This is a genomic window from Cupriavidus sp. 30B13 (genome assembly GCF_049059565.2).
Lineage (GTDB): Bacteria > Pseudomonadota > Gammaproteobacteria > Burkholderiales > Burkholderiaceae > Cupriavidus.
Genome location: NZ_CP188223.1, coordinates 300,250 through 323,306, shown reverse-complemented (window position 1 = coordinate 323,306; position 23,057 = coordinate 300,250). Strand labels below are relative to the sequence as shown.

General features: G+C 69.1%; 27 protein-coding genes. 8 read left to right on the top strand and 19 right to left on the bottom strand.

Features of this window, described 5'->3' with window-relative positions:
• Positions 1–26: 26 nt before the first annotated feature.
• Positions 27–716, bottom strand: coding sequence for an orotate phosphoribosyltransferase (pyrE, locus tag ACKI2N_RS01455; RefSeq protein ID WP_420994014.1), 690 nt, complete (start codon positions 714–716; stop codon positions 27–29).
• 30 nt (positions 717–746) lie between these two features.
• Here pyrE and ACKI2N_RS01450 point away from each other — a divergent pair, with 30 nt between their 5' ends.
• Positions 747–1,523, top strand: a complete 777-nt coding sequence (locus ACKI2N_RS01450; RefSeq protein ID WP_420994013.1) for an exodeoxyribonuclease III — start codon at positions 747–749, stop codon at positions 1,521–1,523.
• A 22-nt stretch (positions 1,524–1,545) separates the two neighbouring features.
• Here ACKI2N_RS01450 and ACKI2N_RS01445 read toward each other — a convergent pair whose 3' ends face one another.
• Positions 1,546–1,947, bottom strand: a complete 402-nt coding sequence (locus ACKI2N_RS01445; RefSeq protein ID WP_420994012.1) for a type II TA system antitoxin MqsA family protein — start codon at positions 1,945–1,947, stop codon at positions 1,546–1,548.
• The gene (locus ACKI2N_RS01440; protein WP_420994011.1) at positions 1,944–2,246 is read right to left on the bottom strand and encodes a type II toxin-antitoxin system MqsR family toxin; all 303 of its coding nucleotides are present in this window, start codon (positions 2,244–2,246) and stop codon (positions 1,944–1,946) included. The genes ACKI2N_RS01445 and ACKI2N_RS01440 overlap by 4 nt, the downstream gene beginning before the upstream one ends.
• Before the next feature lie 168 nt (positions 2,247–2,414).
• Between ACKI2N_RS01440 and argC the strand changes: the two genes are divergently transcribed.
• A complete protein-coding gene (gene argC, locus ACKI2N_RS01435; RefSeq protein WP_420994010.1) occupies positions 2,415–3,362 on the top strand; it encodes an N-acetyl-gamma-glutamyl-phosphate reductase in 948 nt (315 codons plus the stop codon).
• Between the two features lie 84 nt (positions 3,363–3,446).
• Here argC and ACKI2N_RS01430 read toward each other — a convergent pair whose 3' ends face one another.
• Positions 3,447–3,920 carry an excinuclease ATPase gene (locus ACKI2N_RS01430; RefSeq protein ID WP_420994009.1) on the bottom strand — a complete coding sequence of 158 codons (474 nt, stop codon included), beginning with the start codon at positions 3,918–3,920 and terminating at the stop codon, positions 3,447–3,449.
• Between the two features lie 99 nt (positions 3,921–4,019).
• Positions 4,020–4,955, bottom strand: coding sequence for a M48 family metallopeptidase (locus ACKI2N_RS01425; protein ID WP_420994008.1), 936 nt, complete (start codon positions 4,953–4,955; stop codon positions 4,020–4,022).
• 196 nt (positions 4,956–5,151) lie between these two features.
• On the opposite strand from ACKI2N_RS01425, the gene ACKI2N_RS01420 reads away from it, so the two are divergent.
• On the top strand, positions 5,152–6,411 hold the full coding sequence (locus tag ACKI2N_RS01420) for a muropeptide transporter (protein ID WP_420994007.1): 1,260 nt from the start codon (positions 5,152–5,154) through the stop codon (positions 6,409–6,411).
• 46 nt (positions 6,412–6,457) lie between these two features.
• Here the strand turns inward: ACKI2N_RS01420 and ACKI2N_RS01415 are convergent, their stop codons facing one another.
• From ACKI2N_RS01415 to metX, 4 genes are all read right to left on the bottom strand, one after another.
• Complete coding sequence (locus ACKI2N_RS01415) at positions 6,458–7,291, bottom strand: acyl-CoA thioesterase (RefSeq protein WP_420994006.1); 834 nt, start codon at positions 7,289–7,291, stop codon at positions 6,458–6,460.
• Positions 7,292–7,380: 89 nt separating this feature from the next.
• Positions 7,381–8,283, bottom strand: a complete 903-nt coding sequence (locus ACKI2N_RS01410; protein WP_420994005.1) for a DMT family transporter — start codon at positions 8,281–8,283, stop codon at positions 7,381–7,383.
• A gap of 67 nt (positions 8,284–8,350) precedes the next feature.
• Positions 8,351–8,962 (bottom strand): methionine biosynthesis protein MetW, encoded by a 612-nt coding sequence (gene metW / locus ACKI2N_RS01405; RefSeq protein ID WP_420994004.1) that lies wholly within the window; start codon positions 8,960–8,962, stop codon positions 8,351–8,353.
• Positions 8,959–10,131 carry a homoserine O-succinyltransferase MetX gene (metX, locus tag ACKI2N_RS01400; protein ID WP_420994003.1) on the bottom strand — a complete coding sequence of 391 codons (1,173 nt, stop codon included), beginning with the start codon at positions 10,129–10,131 and terminating at the stop codon, positions 8,959–8,961. Before metX ends, metW begins: the two co-directional genes overlap by 4 nt.
• A 346-nt stretch (positions 10,132–10,477) precedes the next feature.
• Between metX and ACKI2N_RS01395 the strand changes: the two genes are divergently transcribed.
• On the top strand, positions 10,478–11,137 hold the full coding sequence (locus ACKI2N_RS01395) for a response regulator (RefSeq protein WP_420994002.1): 660 nt from the start codon (positions 10,478–10,480) through the stop codon (positions 11,135–11,137).
• Here ACKI2N_RS01395 and slmA read toward each other — a convergent pair.
• From slmA to argB, 3 genes are read right to left on the bottom strand one after another with little or no spacing between them, the layout of a single operon-like run.
• A complete protein-coding gene (gene slmA, locus ACKI2N_RS01390; RefSeq protein WP_420994001.1) occupies positions 11,065–11,724 on the bottom strand; it encodes a nucleoid occlusion factor SlmA in 660 nt (219 codons plus the stop codon). The genes ACKI2N_RS01395 and slmA overlap by 73 nt on opposite strands.
• Positions 11,721–12,722, bottom strand: a complete 1,002-nt coding sequence (locus ACKI2N_RS01385; protein ID WP_420994000.1) for a pyrimidine 5'-nucleotidase — start codon at positions 12,720–12,722, stop codon at positions 11,721–11,723. Before ACKI2N_RS01385 ends, slmA begins: the two co-directional genes overlap by 4 nt.
• A 58-nt stretch (positions 12,723–12,780) precedes the next feature.
• Positions 12,781–13,698 (bottom strand): acetylglutamate kinase, encoded by a 918-nt coding sequence (gene argB / locus ACKI2N_RS01380; protein ID WP_020423892.1) that lies wholly within the window; start codon positions 13,696–13,698, stop codon positions 12,781–12,783.
• A gap of 331 nt (positions 13,699–14,029) precedes the next feature.
• Between argB and ACKI2N_RS01375 the strand changes: the two genes are divergently transcribed.
• Positions 14,030–14,269: a cysteine-rich CWC family protein gene (locus tag ACKI2N_RS01375; protein WP_420993999.1), complete on the top strand. Its 240-nt coding sequence runs from the start codon at positions 14,030–14,032 to the stop codon at positions 14,267–14,269.
• Positions 14,270–14,360: 91 nt separating this feature from the next.
• The gene (locus tag ACKI2N_RS01370) at positions 14,361–15,296 is read left to right on the top strand and encodes a LysR family transcriptional regulator (protein WP_420993998.1); all 936 of its coding nucleotides are present in this window, start codon (positions 14,361–14,363) and stop codon (positions 15,294–15,296) included.
• 48 nt (positions 15,297–15,344) lie between these two features.
• Here ACKI2N_RS01370 and ACKI2N_RS01365 read toward each other — a convergent pair whose 3' ends face one another.
• The gene (locus ACKI2N_RS01365) at positions 15,345–15,824 is read right to left on the bottom strand and encodes a copper chaperone PCu(A)C (RefSeq protein WP_420993997.1); all 480 of its coding nucleotides are present in this window, start codon (positions 15,822–15,824) and stop codon (positions 15,345–15,347) included.
• Between the two features lie 180 nt (positions 15,825–16,004).
• Here ACKI2N_RS01365 and ACKI2N_RS01360 point away from each other — a divergent pair, with 180 nt between their 5' ends.
• Both ACKI2N_RS01360 and ACKI2N_RS01355 read left to right on the top strand, forming a co-directional pair.
• Positions 16,005–17,438, top strand: coding sequence for an ATP-binding protein (locus ACKI2N_RS01360; protein WP_420993996.1), 1,434 nt, complete (start codon positions 16,005–16,007; stop codon positions 17,436–17,438).
• Positions 17,435–18,052 carry a response regulator transcription factor gene (locus tag ACKI2N_RS01355; RefSeq protein ID WP_420993995.1) on the top strand — a complete coding sequence of 206 codons (618 nt, stop codon included), beginning with the start codon at positions 17,435–17,437 and terminating at the stop codon, positions 18,050–18,052. The genes ACKI2N_RS01360 and ACKI2N_RS01355 overlap by 4 nt, the downstream gene beginning before the upstream one ends.
• 22 nt (positions 18,053–18,074) lie before the next feature.
• Here the strand turns inward: ACKI2N_RS01355 and ACKI2N_RS01350 are convergent, their stop codons facing one another.
• The 6 genes from ACKI2N_RS01350 to ACKI2N_RS01325 all read right to left on the bottom strand — a co-directional run bounded on the left by ACKI2N_RS01350 (position 18,075) and on the right by ACKI2N_RS01325 (position 22,846).
• Positions 18,075–18,371, bottom strand: a complete 297-nt coding sequence (locus ACKI2N_RS01350) for a hypothetical protein (protein WP_420993994.1) — start codon at positions 18,369–18,371, stop codon at positions 18,075–18,077.
• Positions 18,372–18,631: 260 nt separating this feature from the next.
• Entirely contained in the window at positions 18,632–18,835 is a 204-nt protein-coding gene (locus ACKI2N_RS01345) for a CsbD family protein (protein ID WP_420993993.1), read from the bottom strand.
• Positions 18,836–18,889: 54 nt separating this feature from the next.
• Positions 18,890–19,468, bottom strand: a complete 579-nt coding sequence (locus tag ACKI2N_RS01340; RefSeq protein ID WP_420993992.1) for a hypothetical protein — start codon at positions 19,466–19,468, stop codon at positions 18,890–18,892.
• A 236-nt stretch (positions 19,469–19,704) separates the two neighbouring features.
• Positions 19,705–21,036, bottom strand: a complete 1,332-nt coding sequence (gene hslU, locus ACKI2N_RS01335; RefSeq protein WP_420993991.1) for an ATP-dependent protease ATPase subunit HslU — start codon at positions 21,034–21,036, stop codon at positions 19,705–19,707.
• 64 nt (positions 21,037–21,100) lie between these two features.
• Positions 21,101–21,637: an ATP-dependent protease subunit HslV gene (hslV, locus tag ACKI2N_RS01330; RefSeq protein ID WP_020205158.1), complete on the bottom strand. Its 537-nt coding sequence runs from the start codon at positions 21,635–21,637 to the stop codon at positions 21,101–21,103.
• Positions 21,638–21,859: 222 nt separating this feature from the next.
• Positions 21,860–22,846, bottom strand: a complete 987-nt coding sequence (locus ACKI2N_RS01325; RefSeq protein ID WP_420993990.1) for a tripartite tricarboxylate transporter substrate-binding protein — start codon at positions 22,844–22,846, stop codon at positions 21,860–21,862.
• Between the last annotated feature and the right edge of the window lie 211 nt (positions 22,847–23,057).

Sequence of the window (23,057 nt, the reverse complement as noted above, 5' to 3'; positions counted from 1 at the left end):
CAATGCAGCGGGCAACAGATCCCAGACTATACGCCGTAGCGCTGCCGATAGGCAGCAACGGCCTCGCGCGAGCCGCCCAGCGCGGGATCCCGGGACGCATCCAGATAGGCGAGCAGGTCCTTGAGGCTGGCGATCGAGATGACGGGAACGCCATATTCGCGCTGCACATCCTGCACTGCGGAATGGGTGCCGACCTGTTCCGCGGTACCGCTTTTCTCCATCCGGTCCAGCGCGATCAGCACCGCGGCAGGCTGGGCGCCGGCGGCGCGGATCATCTGCATCGATTCGCGCACCGAAGTGCCGGCCGAGATCACGTCGTCGACGATCACCACCTTGCCCTGGAGCCTGGCGCCGACCAGCGTGCCGCCTTCGCCGTGGTCCTTGGCTTCCTTGCGGTTGTAAGCGAAGCCCACGTCACGCCCGAGACCCGACAGCGCCACCGCGGTGGCCGACGCCAGCGTGATGCCCTTGTAGGCCGGCCCGAACAGCACGTCGAAGTCCAGGCCCGAGGCCAGCAAGGTTTTCGCATAGAATTGCGCCACCTGGCCCAGCATCGCACCCTGGTTGAACAGGCCCGCGTTGAAGAAATACGGCGACTTGCGGCCTGCCTTGGTCACGAATTCACCAAAGGACAGCACGCCGGCGTCCAGCGCAAAGCGGATGAAAGTCTGGCTGAGGTCGCCAGCGCCGGGCTGCGGCGTCGTCTGCTGCGTCATCTTTTCTCTCTGATTTCAAAATTTCCCGAGATGTTACGGATTATCAGCGCCAACCTCAACGGCATCCGCTCCGCGGCCAAGAAAGGCTTTTTCGAATGGATGGGCAAGCAGGACGCCGACATGGTCTGCGTGCAGGAGCTCAAGGCCCAGGCCGCCGACATGACCGAAGCGTTCCTCGCGCCGCACGGTTACCACGGCTACTTCCACTATGCGGAGAAAAAAGGCTATAGCGGCGTCGGCCTCTATACCCGCCACAAGCCAGAACGCGTGGTCACCGGCTTCGGCTGTGCCGAGTTCGACAGCGAAGGCCGCTATGTGGAGGTGCAGTATCCGCACCTGGCCGTGATCTCGGTCTATGTGCCGTCCGGCTCCAGCGGCGAAGAGCGCCAGCTTGCCAAGTTCCGCTTCATGGAAGCCTTCCTGCCCCACCTGCTGCAGCTCAAGGCCAGCGGGCGCGAGATCGTGCTGTGCGGCGACGTCAATATCGCGCACAAGGAAATCGACATCAAGAACTGGAAGGGCAACCTGAAGAACTCGGGCTTCCTGCCGGAAGAGCGCAGCTGGATCGGCGAGCTGTTCGACGTGCACGGCTACGTTGACGTGTTCCGCAAGCTCGACCCGCGGCCCGAGCAGTACACGTGGTGGAGCAACCGCGGCCAGGCCTACGCGAAGAACGTGGGCTGGCGCATCGATTATCACCTCGCCACGCCGAAGATCGCCGACACGGCAAGCGCCACCGCGATCTACAAGGACGAGAAATTCAGCGACCACGCGCCGCTGTCGATCGACTACGACTTCCCGCTGTAGGAAACCGAGCGGCGGCACACGCCTAAGCGGCGCGCACCTCGTCGAGCAGTTCCGGATGGCGCTCGAGCAGCTTGAGCAGCTTCACCAGCGCCAGCGGCGGCCTGGTCCGGCCGGTCTCGTAGCGCGAGAAGGCGTTGACGCCGCCGCCGAAGATCTCGGCGGCCTCGCGCTGGTCCAGCGCCAGCCGCTTGCGCACGCCGGCGATGAAGCCGGGGTCGACGATGGCGGCGTTGACCTGCTTGTGGAAAGCGAGCACCGCTTCGCCATACCGGTCCTCCTGCCCCCGGTCCAGCACGATTTCGCCGCACGCCGGGCAGAAATCGCCGGATACGGACGGGATGACGGTGGTTTCGCCCTTGTACGTATAGGGCACGTCGCGCGTGTCGTGTACCAGTTCCGCGGCGCCGCATTCCGGACAGATCATGATTCCAGCTCCTTGAACGAGACGACCAGCACCGCATCAGCAACCGTCAGCTTGAGGTAGATCGCACCGGCGGCGGTAACCGGCCGGTAGACGTCCTGCCATACCGCATGATTCGCGTAAGTCGTCATGCTTTTGTAAAAGTCCGCTTCGGTCAGCGAAGCCACTACGGCAACGATGCCGTTTCGGTCGAATCCGAGCAAGCGGCCATGACGTGCGGCGGAGGCTGTCAGGCGAACCCGGTCTGCCTCGACCAGCCTCCTGACCACGGACAACCGGCAATGCGGCGTATGTTTCTCCATGCGAATTTAACCTACTAGGTTATCGAGATCAAGGGATTCGCGCTGCGCCGCCACATCGGGCGCGCATGGACGCCGCATCGACACCGCACCGTCATCCCAACCTAGTTACAATGCTGGTTCCCGTCCGATTCCGGCATGGGAACCTTCGTATTTCCGAGTGAGTCCGCCATGGTTTTCAAAGTGTTCGTAGATGGTCAGGAAGGCACCACCGGCCTCCGGTTGCTCGACTATCTCTCCGGCCGTTCCGACGTGGAGCTGCTGCGTATCGCCGACGACAAGCGCAAGGATCCGGCCGAGCGAGCACGATTCCTCAATGCCGCCGACGTCGCTTTCCTGTGCCTGCCCGATGTGGCTTCGCGCGAAGCCGTGTCGCTGGTGACCAACCCGGATACCTGCGTGATCGACGCCAGCACGGCGTTCCGCACCGCCGACAGCTGGGCCTACGGCCTGCCGGAACTCAAGCGCGGCCAGCGCGAGAAGATCCGCGCGAGCAAGCGCATCGCGGTGCCGGGCTGCCATGCCAGCGCCTTCGTGCTGGCGGTGCGCCCGCTGGTGGACGCCGGCGTGATGCAGGCCGACTATCCGGTCTCGGCGTTCTCGCTGACCGGCTACAGCGGCGGCGGCAAGCAGATGATTGCCGAGTTCGAAGCCGGCGGTAACCCGAAGCTGAACAGCCCGCGCCCCTATTCGCTGGGCCTGGCGCACAAGCACCTGCCGGAGATGCGCGTGCAGACCGGCCTGGAGCACGCGCCCATCTTCAACCCGATCGTCGGCAACTTCCTCAAGGGGCTGGCCGTGACGGTGCCGGTGTACCCGGACCGCCTGGCGCGCAAGGTCGCGCCGGAGCAGATCGCCGACATCTATCGCAAGCACTATGAAGGCGAGCAGTTCGTGCGCGTGATGCCGGTGGGCGACGAAGCCAACCTCGACGGCGGCTTCTTCGACGTGCAGGCCAGCAACGACACCAACCGCGTGGACCTGTTCGTGTTCGGCTCGGCCGAGCGCATCGTGCTGATGGCGCGCCTGGACAACCTGGGCAAGGGCGCCGCCGGCGCTGCCGTGCAATGCATGAACGTGCATGTGGGCGCGGACGAGGCCACCGGCCTGCGCGCCTGAGCGGCCCCGCCCCGCCGCTCGCGGCAGACGGAAAAGCCCGGCTTGCGAGCCGGGCTTTTTTTCGTCCCGCGGCCGCCGCCGCGCTCAGCTTCCCGTGCGGACCACCACGCCCTTGAGCGCCACGCCGATATAGGCCGCGCCCTTGGCGCAGACATAGGTGCTGTCGCTGGCGGTTTCGTCGTTTTTCCAGTTGCTGCGGATGTCGACCACCGCGTTGCCGCCCTCCTTCATGGCGCGCTGCTGCAGTTCCTGCACGGCCTGCACGAAGGTGGTGGCGCACAGCTCCTCGTCGCCCGGCGGCGGCGCGCCGCCGGTGGCGCTGCTGTTGTCGACGGGCCGCCGGATGCGCTTGACGGTCTTGTACGACTGGCCGCCCTGCGCGTCGGGCAGCCGGTTGAAGCCGAACAGCAGCCGGATCGACGGATCCACCCGCGACCTGGCCTCGGCCGAGGCCAGCGCCTTGTCGATCGGCTGGTTGAGCAACTGGTCGGCCGCTTGCGCGCCGGTGCCGGCCAGCAGCGCGCCGGCCATCAGGCTGAACCGCATCCAGGGTTTCATATCCCGCTCCTTGCTCGGTGACGTCAAGGGAAAAGGCGGCGCGGCGCCGCGCACTCCTTCATCCTATGCGATGCGCCGCACGGCGCAGGCCCGGCCGCCCTACTTTTTCAGCGGCTTCTGGCGATCGTCGTCGCCGCTGTCCTCGGGGGCGCCGCCCAGGTTGGCCATGTTGGCGCGGTACTCGGGCAACTTCGCCATGCTGGACTCGATGGCGCGCGCGTACAGCGGCAGCACCTCGGGCAGATGCTTCTCCAGCTCGGCGATGCGGCTGCGGCCCGAGGGATGGGTGGACAGGAACTCGGAGCCCTGCTGCGCCGGGGCTTTCGACACCATGCCCATCTTCTGCCACAGCGAGATCGCGGCGCGCGGGTCGAAGCCGGCGCGCGCGGCGATGTCCATGCCGACCAGGTCGGCCTCGGTCTCGTCGGCGCGCGAGAAGCGCAGCGTGAGCAGTTGCGCGCTGGTGCCGATCGCCATGTTGCCGAGGTTGCCGAAGCCGAACAGTTGCGAGATGACGTTGGCGCCGAGGTTGGTGATCTCGGACTTGGCGGCGCGCTCGCGCGCGTGCTCCTGCAGCGCGTGGGCGATCTCGTGCCCCATCACCTCGGCGACTTCGTCGTCGGTGAGCTTGAGCTGGTCGAGCAGGCCGGAGTAGAAGGCGATCTTGCCGCCCGGCATGCAGAAGGCATTGACCTGCCTGGAGTTGATCAGGTTGACCTCCCACTTCCATTGCCGCGCGCGCTCGTTCCAGCGCGTGGTCTGCGGCAGCAGGCGCTTGGCGATGGCGCGCAGGCGGATCAGCTGCGGGCTGCTGTCCGGGGCCAGCGTGCGCTTGGACTGGGCCTCGGTCTTGATCTGCTCGTACTCCTGCGCGGCCTGCTGCTCGATCACCTCGACCGGCACGATCAGCCGCACCGGGGCGCCGCCGCGCTGCACGCGGATGCCGTCGTCGGGCTCGGCGTCCTGCGCCAGGGCCGCCGGCGTGCCGAACGCGGCCGAGGCAGCCAGCGCCAGCGCGGCGAACTGCCGCGGCATCGCCGGCCCGGCCGGCCGGGGGCGGTTCTGACAAGGCTGGCAATCGGACATGGAGGATTCCCCGGAAGCGGTTTGCCGGAAGCGGTTCGCAGCCGGCGGCACGGTCGCGCCAGGCAAGCGCGCCGGCGCGTGCCGGCACCGCCGCGACGTAGTGCAATAATACACGGCGCCCCGCCTGGCCCATCGCCGCTGATTCATGACCTTTCAAGACTATCTCGACATTTTCCGCAACCGCCGCATCGGCGCCATGCTGACGCTCGGCTTCGCCTCGGGGCTGCCGCTGGCGCTCACCTCCGGGACCCTGCAGGCCTGGATGACGGTGGAGGGCCTCGACATCAAGACCATCGGCTTCTTCTCGCTGGTGGGCCAGGCCTATATCTTCAAGTTCCTGTGGGCGCCGCTGATGGACCGCTATACGCCGCCGCTGCTGGGCCGGCGCCGCGGCTGGCTGCTGGTCACGCAGCTCGGGCTGGTGCTGGGCATCGCCGGCATGGCCTTCTGCCCGCCGCGCGAGGCGCTGTGGATGCTGGCCGCGTTGGCCACGCTGGTGGCGTTCCTGTCGGCCTCGCAGGACATCGTGTTCGACGCCTACAGCACCGACGTGCTGCGCGCGCCCGAGCGCGGCGTGGGCGCGGCGGTCAAGGTGCTGGGCTACCGGCTGGCGATGCTGGTCTCGGGCGGGCTGGCGCTGTGGCTGGCGGACCGCGTGATGGGCTGGCAGCAGATGTACGTCCTGATGGCCGGCCTGATGGGCATCGGCATCTTCTCGCTGTGGTGGGCGCCCGAGGCGGAGTCCCCGGCGCGCACGCCGCGCTCCATCGAGGAAGCGATCCTGGGCCCGCTGCGCGACTTCTTCTCGCGCCCGGGCGCATGGTGGCTGCTGCTGCTGATCGTGCTGTACAAGCTGGGCGACGCCTTCGCCGGCAGCCTGTCCACCACCTTCCTGATCCGCGGCGTGGGCTTTTCCGCCGGCGAGGTCGGGCTGGTCAACAAGACGCTCGGGCTGGCCGCCACCATCGTGGGGGCGCTGTTCGGCGGCACGCTGATGGTCCGCCTGGGGCTGTACCGCTCGCTGATGCTGTTCGGCATGCTGCAGGCGGTGTCCAACCTGGGCTACTGGCTGCTGGCGGTGACGCCGCCGCACTTGTGGAGCATGGGCGCCACCATCTTCGTGGAGAACCTGTGCGGCGGCATGGGCACGGCGGCCTTCGTGGCGCTGCTGATGACGCTGTGCAACCGCTCGTTCTCCGCCACGCAGTACGCGCTGCTGTCGGCGCTGGCCTCGGTCGGGCGCGTCTACGTGGGGCCCAGCTCGGGCTACCTGGTGGAGGCGTTCGGCTGGCCGGCGTTCTACCTCAGCACGGTGGTGGTGGCGCTGCCCGGCGTGGCCCTGCTCTGGGCGATGCGCAACACCGTGCATCGCTACGAGGCCAGCGCGCGCGCCGCGGCCGCCTGACGCTGCGGCGCCCCACCCCCGCCCCGCCGAGCCCGCCTCTTCGTCGTTACTGCTTGTAGTAGACGATCTGGTGCGAAGTGGCGAGCAATTCGCCCTGCGGGCTCCAGATCTGCGCGCCCTGGTCGAAGAACCCCTGGCGGAACACCTGCGCCTGCGCGCTGCCCAGCACGTGGCTGTCACCGAGCGCGGCCAGCGTGGCGGCGTCGGCGTGGAAGTAGGTGGTCAGCGACACCGTGCCGGCCGGCACGAACCCGGCGCGCTTGAGGAAGATGCGCGGGTAGAAGGTATCGCACCACGCCGCCATGGCGGCGAAATCCGGCGTGCGCGCCGGCGCGTCGCGCAGCCAGAACTGCGTGAGGCTGTCGGGGTTCTCGGTGCCGGGCTCGGCGCTGGGCTTGGCGCCGCGCACCGGCCGCAGTTCGTAGGCATCGAGCCAGCGCACCGGCGCGAAGCCCGCCATCGCCGGCACGGCGTGCGCCGGCGGCACCTGCGGGAACACCGCTTCGGCGCAGTTCCAGGTGTCGCGGCGCACGGCGAAGAAGGCGGTCGCGGTGGTGGCCACCTCGTCGCCCTGGCGCAGTTCGATCGACCAGTGCTGCGTGTTGCGGTTGGTGCGCACCGGGCGCGCCTCGATCACGAACGGGCCTTCCACGATCGGGCCGGCGAAGTTGACGGTCAGCGCGGACGGATCGCCGAGCCGGGCCGGATGCCGGAGCGCGGCCTGCAGCAGGGTAGCCGCGGTGATGCCGCCGAACGGCCCGATCATGTTCCAGTATTCCGGCGTGGTGCGGCCGTGGAAGAGATTGCCGCCCGCGTGCTCCAGCGCGATCGCGTGGTCGAAGGAGTGGACGGGCTGGCTGGCGGCTTGGGTGGCGGTCATGATTGTCTCTGCGTGTTATGTCCGGAATCGGGCCGAAAAAAGTACGGTCGTTCGATAATACGCCAAACCCACGCCGCCTGCCGGGTCCCTCAGCTCCTTGCCGGCACGCGCCGCCACGGCGCCCAGCCGAGCTGGTTGCCGACCACCGCCAGCAGGATCATCGCCATGCCGGCCAGTTGCAACGGCGTCAGCACCACGCCGAACACCACCACGTCGATGGCGATGGCCACCAGCGGATAGATGAACGACAGCGTGGCGATGGACAGCACGCCGAGCCGCTGGAACGCGCCGTAGAGCAGCGTGTACATCACGCCGGTATGCACCAGGCCCAGCGCCAGCAGCGCGCCCCAGGTGCGCGCCCCGAAGCCGGCCACGGCCGGGTGCGCCAGCGGCAGCAGCAGGACCACGCCCAGCGCCATCTGCAGCCCCGCGATCTGCCCCGCGGGAATCCCTTTCAGGCGGCGCGTGGCCATGGTGGTGACGGCGTACAGCAGCGCGGCCAGCATCGCCAGCCCCACGCCCGCGAGCACGCCCCGCACCGCGCCGCCGTGCTCGAGCCCGGTGATCAGCACCACGCCGGCGAAGGCCAGCACCAGCCAGGCCAGCCGGCCGGGCGCGATGGCCTCGCGCTGGAACAGCGCCGCCAGCAGCAGCAGGAAGAAAGGCTGGGTGTGATAGACCACGGTGGAGACCGAGATGCCGCTATGGGCATACGCGGAAAACAGGCACAGCCAGTTGAGGATCAGCGTGACGCCGCCCAGCGCCAGCCAGCCCCAGTCGGCGCCGCGCATGGGCTGCCAGCCGCGCCGCAGCGCCAGCGTGCCGAGCAGCGCCACGCCGCCGAACAGGCAGCGGAAGAACACCACGTCCACCGGCGGCTGCCCGCTGGCGACCACGAACCAGCCGATGGTGCCCGACAGCACCATGGCGGCCACCATGCGCCACGCGCCGCCGGACGGTGGCGTGCCCGGCGTGGAGGGACCCGTCTTCATCTTGCTCTCCTGCTGTGCGCTTCGGCACTTTTTTGCCTGTGGGCGCCTTCCGGCGGCCAGCTCGCGCTCAGGCCGCGCACACCCGGTACACCGCCAGGCTGCCGCGCCAGTTCTGCCCCCAGTTGACCGTCACGCCTTCGTGCATCACCACGCGGTCAAGCACGCGCAGCCCCACCTTGGGCGCCAGCGCCTCGAAGTCGCTGATGGTCAGCACGCGCACGTTGGGCGTGTTGTACCACTGGTAAGGCAGCGCCTCCGACACCGGCATGCGGCCGCGGAACACCGACAGCCGGTGCGGCCAGTAGCCGAAGTTGGGGAAGGACACGATGCACTCGCGCCCCACCCGCAGCGTCTCGCGCAGGACCTGCGCGGTGTTGTGGATGGTCTGCAGCGTCTGCGACAGGATCACCGTATCGAAGCTCTTGTCCTCGAACAGCGCCAGGCCGCCTTCCAGGTTCTGCTGGATCACGTGCACGCCCTTCTGCGCGCACGCCAGCACGCCTTCGTCCTGGATCTCGATGCCATAGGCCTGCACGTCGAGCTCGTCCTGCAGCACGCGCAGCAGGCTGCCGTCGCCGCAGCCCAGGTCGAGCACAGTGGAGTCCGGCTCGATCCAGCGCGCGATGGCGCGGAAGTCGGGGCGCAGCGCCAGGATATTGGGGTTGGCCGCGGCGTTCATGCGCCAATCTCCTCGGCAATGCGTTGGTAGTAGGCGCGCATCAGGTTGTGATAGCGCGGGTCGTCCAGCAGGAAGGCGTCGTGGCCGTGCGGCGCGTCGATCTCGGCGTAGCTGACCGGGCGCTTGTTGTCGAGCAGCGCCTTGACCAGCTCGCGGCTGCGGTTGGGCGCGAAGCGCCAGTCGGTGGTGAAGCTGGCCACCAGGAAGCTGGCCCGGGTCTGCGCCACCGCGCGCGTGAGGTCGCCGCCGAAGGCCAGCGCGGGATCGAAATAGTCCAGCGCGCGCGTGATCAGCAGGTAGGTGTTGGCGTCGAAATACTCGGCGAACTTGTCGCCCTGGTAGCGCAGGTAGCTTTCCACCTGGAACTCGACGTCGAACGAGAAGCGGATGTCGTCGGTCTTGAGCTCGCGGCCGAATTTCTCGGCCATGTCCTCGTCGGACAGGTAGGTGATGTGGCCGATCATGCGCGCCACGCGCAGGCCGCGCTTGGGCTTGACGTTGTGCGCGTAGTAGTTGCCGCCGTGGAAGTCCGGGTCCGACAGGATGGCGCTGCGCGCCACCTCGTTGAAGGCGATGTTCTGCGCCGACAGCTTGGGCGTGGAGGCCACCACGATGCAGTGGCGCAGCCGGTCCGGGTACATCAGGCTCCAGGCCAGCGCCTGCATGCCGCCCAGGCTGCCGCCCATCACCGCGGCGAACTGCGCGATGCCGAACCGGTCGGCCACGCGCGCCTGCGCGTTGACCCAGTCCTCCACCGTCACCACCGGGAACATCGCGCCATAGGGCTTGCCGGTGGCGGGGTTGGGGCTCATCGGGCCGGTCGAGCCGAAGCACGAGCCGAGGTTGTTCACGCCGATGACGAAGAAGCGGTTGGTGTCGAGCGGCTTGCCGGGGCCGACCATGTTGTCCCACCAGCCCACGTCGTGCTGATCGTGGGCGGACACGCCCGCCACGTGGTGCGAGGCGTTGAGCGCGTGGCAAACCAGCACGGCGTTGGAGCGCGCGGCGTTGAGCGTGCCGTAGGTCTCGACCATCAGGTCGTAGTCGGCGATCGAGGTGCCGTTGCGCAGCTTCAGCGGCTCGGGGAAATGCATGCGCTGCGGCGTGACGAGACCGACCGAATCGGCCGGCAGTGCCAACGTGGCAGGAGGCGTAGCTACGTCTGTCATGAAGTCGGCCCGTCGGGAAACGGGCAAAAAAAACCCGACCGGCATTTGCGTGGCCGTCGCATGCGGCGCGGATTCATTCCTGAATCGCTTCTTGCATGAACGGTGGCGCAGCCAATCGGGTTTTGCGCGGGCCTTGTTGCCGCATGCCGGTGCCTTGCGTGGCAGGGTACCGGCCCAACCTCTTTAGCCGCATTTATATTGGCCGCCGCGACATCCCGACAAGGGAACCGTGGCCGCCGCGCGCCCGCAAGCCAGTCATCAAATCGGCGCGACGCGCTTATTATAGAGCAAACCGGCGCCGGCGCCGCCTGCCGCGCCGTTGTCCCTACTGCCAGCGAACCTTGCCTTGACCAACCCGCCCAGCATCCTGGTCATCGAAGACGAAGCCGCGATCGCGGACACCATCCTCTACGCGCTGTCCACCGACGGCATGGCGGTGGCGCACTGCGCGCTCGGCGGCGCCGCGCTGGAGCGGCTGCGCGCGCAGGTGCCCGACCTGGTGATCCTCGACGTCGGCCTGCCCGACATCAACGGCTTCGAGGTCTGCCGCACGCTGCGCACGTTCTCGGACGTGCCGGTGATCTTCCTCACCGCGCGCAACGAGGAAATCGACCGCATCGTCGGCCTCGAGATCGGCGCGGACGACTACGTGGTCAAGCCGTTCTCGCCGCGCGAGCTGGCCGCGCGCGTGCGCGTCATCCTGCGCCGCGCCGGCATGCAAGCGGCGCCGCGGTCAGCGCGGCCGGCCGCCTCCGGCGCTCGGGCTGGTTGCCGCGCTGGCGGCGCGGCGCTGCGGCTGGCGGCCCGGCATCGCGTTCCTGTTCGTGGCGGCGAGCACGGTGTCGCATCCGCTGCTGGACCTGCTCACGGACCGCGGCATCAAGCACATCAAGGCCAGCATCCACGTGCCGCGCTAGCGCGCGGCGGCGGGGCTCAGCCCAGCAGCACGCGCAACTGCGCCTCGGCGTTCTCGCTGGGCAGCTTGCGGAAGCCGCTCTTGGCGTAGCGGTGCCAGTGGCCTTGCACCGATGCCACGATCAGCGCGGCGCGCACCGACACGTCGGCGTCGGCCGGGAAGGCGCCCTGGCTGATGGCGACCTTCAGGCACTGCCGCAACGAGGCTTCGATGCGGTCGACCAGCTGGTTGATGCGCTCCTGCAGGCGGTCGTGCTCGCCCACCAGCGCCTCGCCGGTCAGCACGCGCGTCATGCCGGGGTTCTTCTCGGCGAACGACAGCAGCATGCGCACGATGGCGTGCGCCTGGCGCAGGCCGTGCTCTTCCTGCGTGGTGATCTGGTTGATCAGGCCGAACACGGTCTGCTCGATGAAGCCGATCAGGCCTTCGAACATCTGCGCCTTGCTGGCGAAGTGGCGGTACAGCGCCGCCTCCGACACGCTCAGCTTGGCGGCCAGCGCCGCGGTGGTGATCTTTTCCCCGCGCGGCACCTCCAGCATGCCGGCCAGCGTCTGCAGGATCTGCACGCGCCGCTCGCCGGGACGCGGACGCTTGCGTGCCGGCGCCGCGTCGGCGCCCGCGCCTGGCCCGCCGGCGGCCGCGGCCGCGCCCGGCGGGCGTCCATTGCTCTGCATCATGACCCGATTCCCCGCATTCTTTGTTTGAGTTGACGCATGGATTGTACTTTTACGTCCACATACCCGGGGCGATTTACGATGCGCGCGCGTATGCGCGGCGCCGAGGCCGGCAATGCCTGGGGCGCCGTATTGCCCGCAGCGCCCGCTGTCCCCTGTGCGCCCGCGGCGGGCGGGTCCTGCGTCTCGGCCGCCACCAGCGTCACCGAGCGCTCCTGCGCGGCGTGGCCCGCATGCCGGCGGTCCTCGGCGTCGAGCGCGCTGCGCAGCACGGCGTCGCCGCTCACGCCGGCCACCGCGGCGTCGGCCGGCAGCGGCACGGCGTGCGGGCGCGACGGCGCCAGCGTGCGCAGGTAGCCGGTCACCCAGGCGGTGCGGATGCCGGTGCCCGCGTAGCGCTTGAGGTGCGACAGCGTGTCTTCCACCAGCACCGCGCGGTGCGGCGCCACGCCCTGCTGGGCCAGCAGCCGGCGCAGCATGCGGCGGTCGGGCTTGGGCCGCAGGTGGCCATGCACCCACATGTCCTCGACCGCCACCACGCGCTCGAAGCAGTGCGCGATGCCGGCCACGCGCATCACCGCGCGCGCGTATTGCGCGGGCGCGTTGGTGAGCAGGATCTTGCGCCCGGGCAGCCGGCGCAGGTGCGCGGCCAGGCCGCGCTGCACGCGCACCATCCGCGCCAGCTCGGGGAAGTCGTGCGCGGCGCGCAGGAAGTCGGCCGGGTCCACGCCGTGGTGGCGGATCATGCCGAGCAGCGTGGCGCCGTAGCGCTGCCAGTACTTCACGCGCACCTCGCTGGCGGTGGCCTCGTCGCAGCCGATCACGCGCGCCACATACGCCGTCATCAACTGGTTGATGGCGGGAAAGATCGCATGCGAGGCGTCGTGCAGCGTGTTGTCGAGGTCGAACAGCCAGACGGTGCGGCCGGAGTTGTCGCCCGCGGGGCGGCGTCGGCGCGCACCGCGCAGGCTTCGGCGCGGGGTCGGTGTTGGTGTTGGCACGCGGGAAAGGGAGAGATGCAGGACCGGCAGCGCGGCGCGCGCTGCCGTGGGACGCCGCTCAGTGCGAGCGGATCATGGTGCCGAACGCTTGTTCGGTCAGGATTTCGAGCAGCAGCGAGTGTTCGATGCGGCCATCGACGATGTGCACCGAGTTGACGCCGCTCTTGGCCGCGTCCAGCGCCGACGAGATCTTGGGCAGCATGCCGCCGGAGATGGTGCCGTCGGCGAACAGTTCCTCGATCTCGCGCGCCGACAGGTCGGTCAGCAGGTTGCCGGCCTTGTCCATCACGCCCGGGATGTTGGTCATCATGACCAGCTTCTCGGCCTTGAGGATCTCGGCCATCTTGCCGGCGACCACGTCGGCGTTGATGTTGTAGGCCTGGCCATCGTCGGAAAAGCCGATCGGGGAAATCACCGGGATGAAGGCATCGTCCTGCAGCGCCTTGACCACGGCCGGGTTGATGGCCTCGATATCGCCCACGTAGCCGATGTCGATGAAGGCGCCCGGGTTCTCGCGGTCCGGCATCTTCAGGCGCTTGGCGCGGATCAGGCCACCGTCCTTGCCGGTCAGGCCCACGGCCTGGCCGCCGTACTGGTTGATCAGCATGACGATGTCCTGCTGCACCTCGCCGCCCAGCACCCACTCGACCACTTCCATGGTCTCTTCGTCGGTGACGCGCATGCCCTGGATGAACGTGCCGACCTTGCCCACCTTCTTCAGGGCCTCGTCGATCTGCGGGCCGCCGCCGTGGACCACCACCGGGTTCATGCCGACCAGCTTGAGCAGGATCACGTCGCGCGCGAAGCCGTGCTTGAGCTTTTCCTCGGTCATGGCATTGCCGCCGTACTTGACCACGATGGTCTTGCCGTGAAACTTGCGGATATAGGGCAGCGCCTCGGCAAGGATTTCGGCCTTGAGGGCGGGGGCGATGGCGGCCACCGCAGTAGCGGCAGGCCCGGGGTTGTCGGCGTTCATGGCAAGGGACATCCGTGAGATTCAACAGGTATCATGGCGATTCTGACCGGCGGCAGGCAGGGGAGTCGTGGGCATCTTGCCCCGAACTAGCCACCTCCGGCCGCGGCAGGCGCCGATTTTACAAGAAACCGGGGCGCACGCGAACGGACCGTGGCACAGCGGGGGCACAAGGCCGGCACATGCGTCCTGCGGTGCACCATGGCGTCCCCTCTGCGCAACAGTCCGACCGGCGATCTGCCCGCCGGCCGCGCACAAGTCTCGCCATACATTAGAACAGCGGCATGACAAAGAGCCTGCACCCTGACAATGCCGGCCAGCCCGGCGCCGCGCCGTGAGCGACCCGGCCGCCATCCTGACCGGCCAGCTGCGCCCGGTCGAGCAGTGCAGCGCCTGCGGCGCCGGCTTCGTGTGCGGCCACGCGGCGGGCCTGCCGCAATGCTGGTGCGCCAGCCAGCCGCTGCTGCCGGCGCGGCGCATCGTGCCGGGCCAGCACTGCCTGTGCCCGGGCTGCCTGGCCAGGCGCCGCGAAGCCGCCGAGCCGCCGCCCGGCGCCGGCCGGGGAGCCAGCTAAGGAGCCAGTGGAGAGGCCAGCCCGCGGCCCCGCGCAAGAACATTGCACGGCGAATTTCCAATTCCCGATTCATCCGGTTATTATTCGCCCGATGAATGATCTACGTGCAATCGACCTGAACCTGCTGGTGGTGCTGGAAGCGCTGCTGGCCGAGCGACACATTTCCCGCGCGGCGCTGCGCCTGCATCTGAGCCAGCCGGCCGTCAGCCACGCGCTGGGCCGCCTGCGCCAGTTGCTGGACGACCCGCTGCTGGTGCGCGGCCAGGGCGGCCTGGTGCCGAGCCCGCGCGCCCACGAACTGGCCGGGCCGCTGGCCGAGGCGCTGGCGCAGGTGCGCATCCTGCTGGGGCCGTCCGGCTTCCAGCCCGCCACGGCGCGCCGCGGCTTCCGCCTGGCGATGTCCGACTACGGCGCGATGGCGCTGCTGCCCGGCCTGCTGCGCGCCGTGCGCAAGACCGCGCCGGGCATCGACCTGGTGGTCTCGCAGGCCAGCCGCGAAGGCATGGTGGCCAAGGTGGCCGACGGCGAGGTCGACCTCGCGCTGGGCGTGTTCGAGCCGCTGCCCGACGGCATGCGCAGCGCGCCGCTGTTCGAGGAATCCTATGCCTGCATGGTGGATGCGGCCACGGTGCGCGGCCTGGGCAAGCTCGACCAGGTGGCTTACCTGGCCCGCTCGCATGTGCTGGTGACGGCCCACGGCGGGCGCGTGGACCCCGTCGACGCGGCGGTGGCCAAGGCCGGCGGGCGGCGCAAGATCGCCTGCGTGCTGCCCCACTGGAGCGTGGCGCCGGCGCTGATCGCGGGCACCAACCTGGTCCTCACCACGGCGCGCCGCAGCCTGGCCGCGTTCGAGGAAGACGCGCGCTTCGCGGTGTTCGAGCCGCCCTTCGCGCTGCCGGGCTTCACCTTCAGCCTGATCTGGCACGACCGCACCGAGGCCGACCCGGGACAGACCTGGCTGCGCGAGCGCGTCAAGGCGGTGGCGGCGGGCGACGAGCCCGGCGACGCCATCAGCCTGCGCCGCTGAGCCGCTGAGCCGCTGGACCGGGCCGGGGCGCCCCGGCCCCGGCCGGCTTCAGTGCTTGTGCTCGGCGTGCGCGCCGGCGGCGGGCGCGCCTGCCGCCAGGTCGCGCACTTCGACGTCCACCTTCTCCTCGATCACCTTGCCGCCCTGCTCGATCCTGAGCGTCAGCGGCACGGTGTCGCCCTTCTTCAGCGGCGCCTTGAGGCCCGTCAGCATCACGTGGTAGCCGCCCGGCTTGAGCTCCACGTCCTGCATGCGGGGCAGGTCCAGCGCGCCGACCGCGCGCATGCGCATGACGTTGCCGTCCATCTTCATTTCATGGACTTCGGCGGTGGCCGCGGCCGGCGTGCTCACGCCGACCAGCCGGGCCGGCTCGTGCGCATGCAGGGTCATGAAGACGCCGGTGGCGGTCTGCGCCGGCACCGTGCCGCGGGCCCAGGCGTTGCTGACATCGACCTGCGCGAAGGCCGCGCCGGAACTGAGCGCGGCCAGCACGGCGGCGGGCAGGACGGCGAGGAATCTGGCTTGCATGGGGATCTTCTCCACTGAACTTCACTGGTGTCGCAAAGGCGTCATTAGACCATGCCGGCACGGACGGCGCGGCCGGCGCCGGCGGTCAACAGGCCAGTCTGGCAGCGCGCCGCGGGCCGGCCAATGCGGCACGGTGTCGCACAGCGCGGGCCCGCGCCGCGCCATTGTTAAACTCGCGGCATGGATACCACCTCCGCCGTGCCGCCCGGCCCGGCCTCCCCCAACGCGTCTGCCGCTTCCACCGCCGCGGCCTCCGCCCGCGGCGGGCCGCTGCGCCACAACCTGGTGAGCCTGCGCCGCCTGTTCTGGCTGCGCTGGGCGCTGCTCGGCGGGCAGGCGCTGCTGCTGGTGTCGTGCGAGGCGGTGGCCGGCGTGATCCTGCCTTACAGCCCGCTGCTGGCCATCCTCACGCTGCAGACCCTGTTCAACCTGCTCACCGGCCTGCGCCTGCGCCACCAGCGCGGGCGCAGCGTGCGGCCCAGCGATGCCGAGCTGATGGGGCAACTGCTGGTCGACCTGACCGCGCTGTCGGCCGCGCTGTTCTTCACCGGCGGCGCCACCAACCCGTTCGTCTCCTTCTACCTGCCGGGGCTGGCCATCGCCGCGGCGGTGCTGCCGTGGCGGCACGTGGTGGTGCTGGCCTTCTACGCGATGGCCTGCTACAGCGTGATGCTGATCGAGTACGTGCCGCTGAACCTGCACAACCCGGACAACGCCATCACCTACCACCTGGCCGGGATGTGGCTCAACTTCGTCGTCAGCGCGACCATGATCGCGGTGTTCGTGGCGCGCCTGTCCAATGTGCTGCGCCAGCGCGACGCCGAGCTCAACCTCGCGCGCGAGCAGTTGCTGCGCGACGCGCGCATCGAGGCGCTCAACGACCAGGCCGCCGCCGTGGCGCACGAGATCGGCACGCCGCTGGCCACGCTGGCCGTGATCGCGGGCGAGCTGCGCGCCGATGCCGCCGACGCGCGGCTCGGCGCCACTGCGGTGAGCGCCTACCTGCCCGACCTGCAGACCATGGAGCAGCAGCTCGATCTGTGCAAGTCGATCCTGGCGCGCCTGCGCGACGACCACGAGACCGCCGCGCCGCAGCGCGTGGACGCCTGGCTGGATGGCTTCGTGGAGCGCTGGCAGCTGCGCCATCCGCATGCGCGCCTGGAGGCCAGCGCCATCGGCGAGGCCGCCGCGCTGCCGGTGGAAGCGGCGCGCGTGGGGCAGATCCTGACCATCCTGCTGGACAACGCCGCGCGCAGCCAGCTGGCCGCGGGCCATGCGCAGGTGCCGCTGCGCCTGGCCATCGCGCTCGAGCAGCAGGAAGGCCAGCCCACGCTGGCTTTCCGCGTCACCGACCGCGGCCTCGGCATCCCGCCGGCGCAGCGCGCCCGGCTCGGCGAAGCGCCGATGGCCAGCCTGCACGGCGGCCAGGGCATCGGCGCCTACCTGGCGCAGAGCGCCGCGCTGCAGATGGGCGGCTGGCTGGCCTGGCACGACCATCACGAGGGCGGCACCGTGGCCGAGCTGCACCTGCCCGAACCCGCGGCCGCGCCGCCCCAAACCCAGCCGATCGCCTCACCCACGGCCTCACCCACCACCACCACGAGCCAGCCATGACCGACGCCTCCCACGACCCCGCCGCCGCGCGGCCCGGCCCCGGCGATGCCGGCCCCTTCCTGGTCGTCGACGACGATGCGGTGTTCGCCGGCGCGCTGGCGCGCGCGCTCACGCGGCGCGGCTACGCGGTGCAGATCGCGCACAGCGGCGCGCAGGCGCTCGCGCTGGCCGCGCAGACGCCGTTTGCCTACGTCACGCTGGACCTGCATCTGAGCGCGCCGCCCGAAGCGGGCAGCACCGCGCCCGCTGAATCCGGCCTGCACCTGGTCGGGCCGCTGCGCACGGCGCTGCCGGACGCGCGCATCCTGGTGCTGACCGGCTACGCCAGCATCGCCACCGCGGTGGCGGCGGTCAAGCACGGCGCCGACGAGTACCTGGCCAAGCCGGCCAACGTGGACTCGATCCTGACCGCGCTGATGGCGGGGGTATCGGAAGACGCGGCCGAAGCCGCCATGGAAGAGCCGGTGCCGCTATCGGTGGCGCGCCTGGAGTGGGAGCACATCCAGCGCGTGCTGGCCGAGCACGACGGCAATATCTCGGCCACCGCGCGCGCGCTCAACATGCACCGGCGCACGCTGCAGCGCAAGCTGGGCAAGCGCCCGGTGTCGCGCTAGCCCCGCGCCGCGTGCGCAGCGCTCACAGGCGCAGTTGCACGTAGTCCCACTCGAGGCCCTCTTCCCGCACTGGCTGCTGCGCCACGCGCAGCGCGTCGCTGGCATGGCGGTCGGCGCGCGAGCCGAGGTCGCCGGCCTCGACGGCCAGTTCGGCCGCGGGCGGCACGGCATCGGCGCGCGTCATGACCGCGGCGCGGACCGCCGCGGCGGTGGCATGCGGCGCCGGCGCGGGCGCCGCATCGGGGCGAGCGCACAGGAACAGGGTTGCGGCGGCCATGCCGCCCAGCACGGCGAAATAGGACAGTAGCTCGCGTTTCATTTCGGTCCTCCTGCCTGATCGGTTTATTGTGATTGGTGATGCAGACCTGCCGGCGGCGTGGCCGGCCGGATCCGTCGAAAGACCCGTCGGCGGGCCAGGAGATGGCCCGCGCTACTACATCGCAACGCACCCCCGGTCGCGCTCACGGCGGGCGGCAAGAGTGGCAAGGGCCGGCCGGCGCCCCCCTGGGGGGAGAGCCGGCCGCCACTTTCGCATCGCATGGGAAGGCACGCCAGTGCGCTTACCAATGCTTACGGTCCTTACCAGCGCGTGTCACGCTCCCACGTCTTCATTTCTTCCTCGACACGTTCCTTGGTATAGCCGTACCGTTCCTGGATGCGGCCGGCGAGCTGGTCGCGCTTGCCCTGGATCTGCGTGAGGTCGTCGTCGGTGAGCTGGCCCCACTTCTCCTTGATCTTGCCCTTGGCCTGGTCCCACTTGCCTTCGATCTGATCCCAGTTCATGGTGTGCTCCTTGGTCGTGAATGCGGTGGATTGGGGGGATGGGGCGTCGCGCCGTTACTTGCCGTAGCGGGTCTGCACGTTGGCCTGGCACTTGTCCTTGGCATCGCCGGACAGGGCGTCGCACTTTTCCTTGTCGGCCTTGTAGCTGGCGTCGAGCGTGTCCTTCTTCGCGTCGCGGCGCGCTTCGGCCACGTCGGTGCTGGTGCCGGTGGCGGCGGCCTTGTCGACGTTGGCCGCGCCGAGGGCGCGCTCATGGGCGGCCTTGGCTTCCTTCGCGCAGACATCCTTGTCGTTGCCCTTGCGGTCGTCGCACTTTTCCTTGGCGACGGCGTAGTCGCTGTCGGCCTTGGTCTTCTCGGCCTTGGCGCGGGCCTTGGCAGTGCCGTCGCGGGTGGCTTCGGCGTTGGCCTTGGCCACGTCCTGGTCGCGCTTGGCCTCCTTCACGCACACGTCCTTGGCGTTGTCCTTGAGGCTGTCGCACTGTGCCCGGGCGGACTTGTAGTTGGCGTTGGCCGTCTTCACGGCAGCGTCATAGTCCGCCCTGGAACCCGGCGCGCCTTGCGCCAGCGCATAGCCGGCGGGGGCTGCGACCATCATCGAACATGCTGCGGCAATCAGCCATTTCTTCATCATGTCATGCTCCTTTTTCGTTGGCGGCATGGCGTGGATGGCGGCTCCCGACTGGCGCTCCGCTCTGGCCCACACCGTATGAACAGGTTACGCAGCGGGCCCGCGCGCAAGCAGGCGTGCGGCTCCGAAAGCCGCGTCAGACGATTCCCACAGATGGTGCAGGGGCCCGGAAAATGCAAATCGCCCCGCGTGGAGCGTGTCCACGCGGGGCGATCGGGGCTTGCTGCCTGCGAGCCGGCTTACAGCACGTAGCGCGACAGGTCCTCGTTGGCGGCCAGGTCGCCGAGCCGCTCATCGACGTAGGCGGCGTCGATGGTGACGGTCTCGCCCGACGACTTGGCGGCGTGGAAGGACAGGTCCTCCAGCAGCCGCTCCATCACCGTGTACAGGCGGCGCGCGCCGATGTTTTCCACCTTCTCGTTGACCGAGAAGGCGATCTCGGCGAGGCGGCGGATGCCGTCCGGCGCGAACACCAGCTGGACCTGCTCGGTGCCGAGCAGCGCCTGGTACTGCTTGGTCAGGCTGGCATCGGTCTGCGTCAGGATGGCTTCGAAGTCGGACACCGACAGCGATTCCAGCTCGACGCGGATCGGGAAGCGGCCCTGCAGTTCCGGGATCAGGTCGCTCGGCTTGGACAGGTGGAACGCACCCGAGGCAATGAACAGGATGTGATCGGTCTTGATCATGCCGTACTTGGTGTTTACCGTGGTGCCCTCGACCAGCGGCAGCAGGTCGCGCTGCACGCCCTGGCGCGACACTTCGCCGCCGCCGAGCTCGCTGCGGCTGGCGATCTTGTCGATCTCGTCGAGGAACACGATGCCGTTCTGCTCCACGTTGGCGACCGCCTTGTGCTTGAGTTCCTCGTCATTGAGCAGCTTGGCGGCTTCCTCGTCGATCAGCAGCTTGAACGCTTCGGCCACCTTCATCTTGCGGCGCGCCTTCTTGCCCTGGCCCAGCCCGGCGAACATGGTGCGGATCTGCTCGGTCATGTCCTCCATGCCCGGCGGGCCCATGATGTCCATGTTGGGCGCGCCGGCGGAAACCTCGAGCTCGATTTCCTTGTCGTCGAGCTGGCCTTCGCGCAGCTTCTTGCGGAACACCTGGCGGGTGTTGGAGTCCTTTTCCTCGGGCTGGTTGAAGCCGATGTCGCGCGGCGGCGGCAGCAGCACGTCGAGCAGGCGGTCCTCGGCGGCTTCCTCTGCCTTGGTGCGCACCTTCTTCATCTCGGACTCGCGCGCCTGCTTGACCGCCATCTCGGCGAGGTCGCGCACGATGGTGTCGACGTCGCGGCCGACGTAGCCCACTTCCGTGAACTTGGTCGCCTCGATCTTGATGAAGGGCGCGTCGGCCAGCTTGGCCAGGCGGCGCGCGATCTCGGTCTTGCCGACGCCGGTCGGCCCGATCATGAGAATGTTCTTCGGGGTGATTTCCTGGCGCAGGGGTTCTTCCACCTGCTGGCGGCGCCAGCGGTTGCGCAGCGCGACGGCCACCGCCTTCTTGGCCTTGTTCTGCCCGATGATGTGCTTGTCGAGTTCGGAAACGATTTCCGACGGGGTCATGGTATGCGACATGGTATCCGTTCAAGAGAGGACGCACCGGCTGCGCGCCAGCGGGCGGCGCGCAGGCGGCCGACGCTTATTCCAGCGTCTCGATGACGAAGTTGGTGTTGGTGTAGATGCAGAGCTCGCCGGCGATGCCGAGCGACTTTTCCACGATGTCCCTGGGCCCGAGGTCGGTGTTCTCCACCAGGGCCTTGGCCGCCGACTGGGCGTAGACGCCACCCGAGCCGATCGCGGCGATGCCGCCTTCGGGGTCGAGCACGTCGCCGTTGCCGGTGATGACCAGCGTGGTATCGCGGTCCGCGGTGATGAGCATGGCTTCGAGCCGGCGCAGCGCGCGGTCCGAGCGCCAGTCCTTGGCGAGGTCGACGGCGGCGCGGGTCAGGTTGCCCTGGTATTTCTCGAGCTTGGCCTCGAAGCGGTCGAGCAGCGAGAACGCGTCGGCCGTGCTGCCGGCGAAACCGACCAGGACCTTGCCGTTATAGATGCGGCGCACCTTGCGCGCCGTGCCCTTCATGACGACATTGCCGAGAGTGACCTGACCGTCACCGCCGAGCGCAACCTGGTTGCCGCGCCGCACGCTGACGATGGTAGTGCCGTGATACTGTTCCATGATGCCTTCGGGAGAATATGTCTGGGGGCTACTTGGCGACGGGTAGCGACGAATTCAAGGGCCGCGGCGGCGGACGGCGGACGGCGGCACCAGAACAATATAGACGAGAGCCGCGCGGCGCAGCGCCGGCAGGCAAACCCCCGCGCGGGCGCGCGGATGCCGCGCAAAAGCAAAAGGCCACGCGCTGCGCGTGGCCTTTTCTTCATTCCGGCTGACCGGGGATCAGTCGGCGTAGACCCCGGCCTTCTGGATGACCGGCGTCCACTTGCCGATTTCCGCGCTCAGGAAGGTCTTGAGCGAGTCCGGCGTGGCGCGCTGCGCCGGCACCGCCTCGGCGCCCAGCTCAGCCATCTTGGCGCGGAAGTTGGGATCGGTCACGGCCTTCTGCAGCGCGGCCGACAGCTTGTCCACCACGGGCTTCGGCGTGCCCTTGGGCGCGTACATGGCGTGCCAGATCTTCACTTCCACGCCCGGCAGGCCCTGCTCGGCCGCGGTCGGGATGTCCTTGAAGGCCTCCACGCGGCGGCTCTGCATGGCGGCGTAGGGCTTGAGCGAGCCGGCCTTGAGCTGGCCGGCGATATTGGTGGTCTGGTCGCACATCAGGTTGACCTGCCCGCCCAGGATGTCCGTCAGCGCCGGCGCCGTGCCCTTGTAGGGCACCGTGGTCAGCTCGGTCTGGATCGCGCTCTGGAACAGCAACCCGCACAGGTGCGAGGCCGAGCCGATGCCGGCGTTGGCCAGCGACAGCTTGGCGGCGTTGGCCTTGATGTACGGCAGCAGGTCCTTGAAGTTGTTCGGCGGCAGGTTCTTGTTGCCGACCATCACCATCGGCACGTCGGCGATCTCGCCCACGGTCTCGAAGTCCTTGAGCGGATCGAAGCCGAGGTTGCGGTACAGCGCCGGCGCCGTCGACATGCCGATATGGTGGATCAGGATGGTGTAGCCGTCGTTTTTGGCCTGCGCGACCTTCTTGGCGCCGATGGTGCCGCCGGCGCCGCCGAGGTTCTCGATCACCATGGTGGTACCCAGGTGCTTGGACATGATCATGACCAGTTCGCGCGCGACCTTGTCGGTCGGGCCGCCCGCCGCGAACGGCACCACGGCCGAGACCGGCTTGCTGCCCGGAAACTCCTGCGCCTGCGCGCCTCCATGCGCTCCCATCACGCCCACCGCCAGCGCGGCTGCGACATATCGTGCAACTCGTTTCATGCTATCTCCTGGATACCCGCCTTATTCCCTTTCGACGCTGCGCCGGCCGGAGCGGCATGCCCTTCCTGGCGGACAGGGCACCGCCGCTCCCGCGCCGCCGGTCCGGACCGGTCCGGACGGCGGCGCCGACCATGACGCGGCCGCAGCGCTGTGGCCCGCGGCAAGGGCCGCGCGACCGGAGCGCAATGCTATCAATGTCGAAAATTGTCAA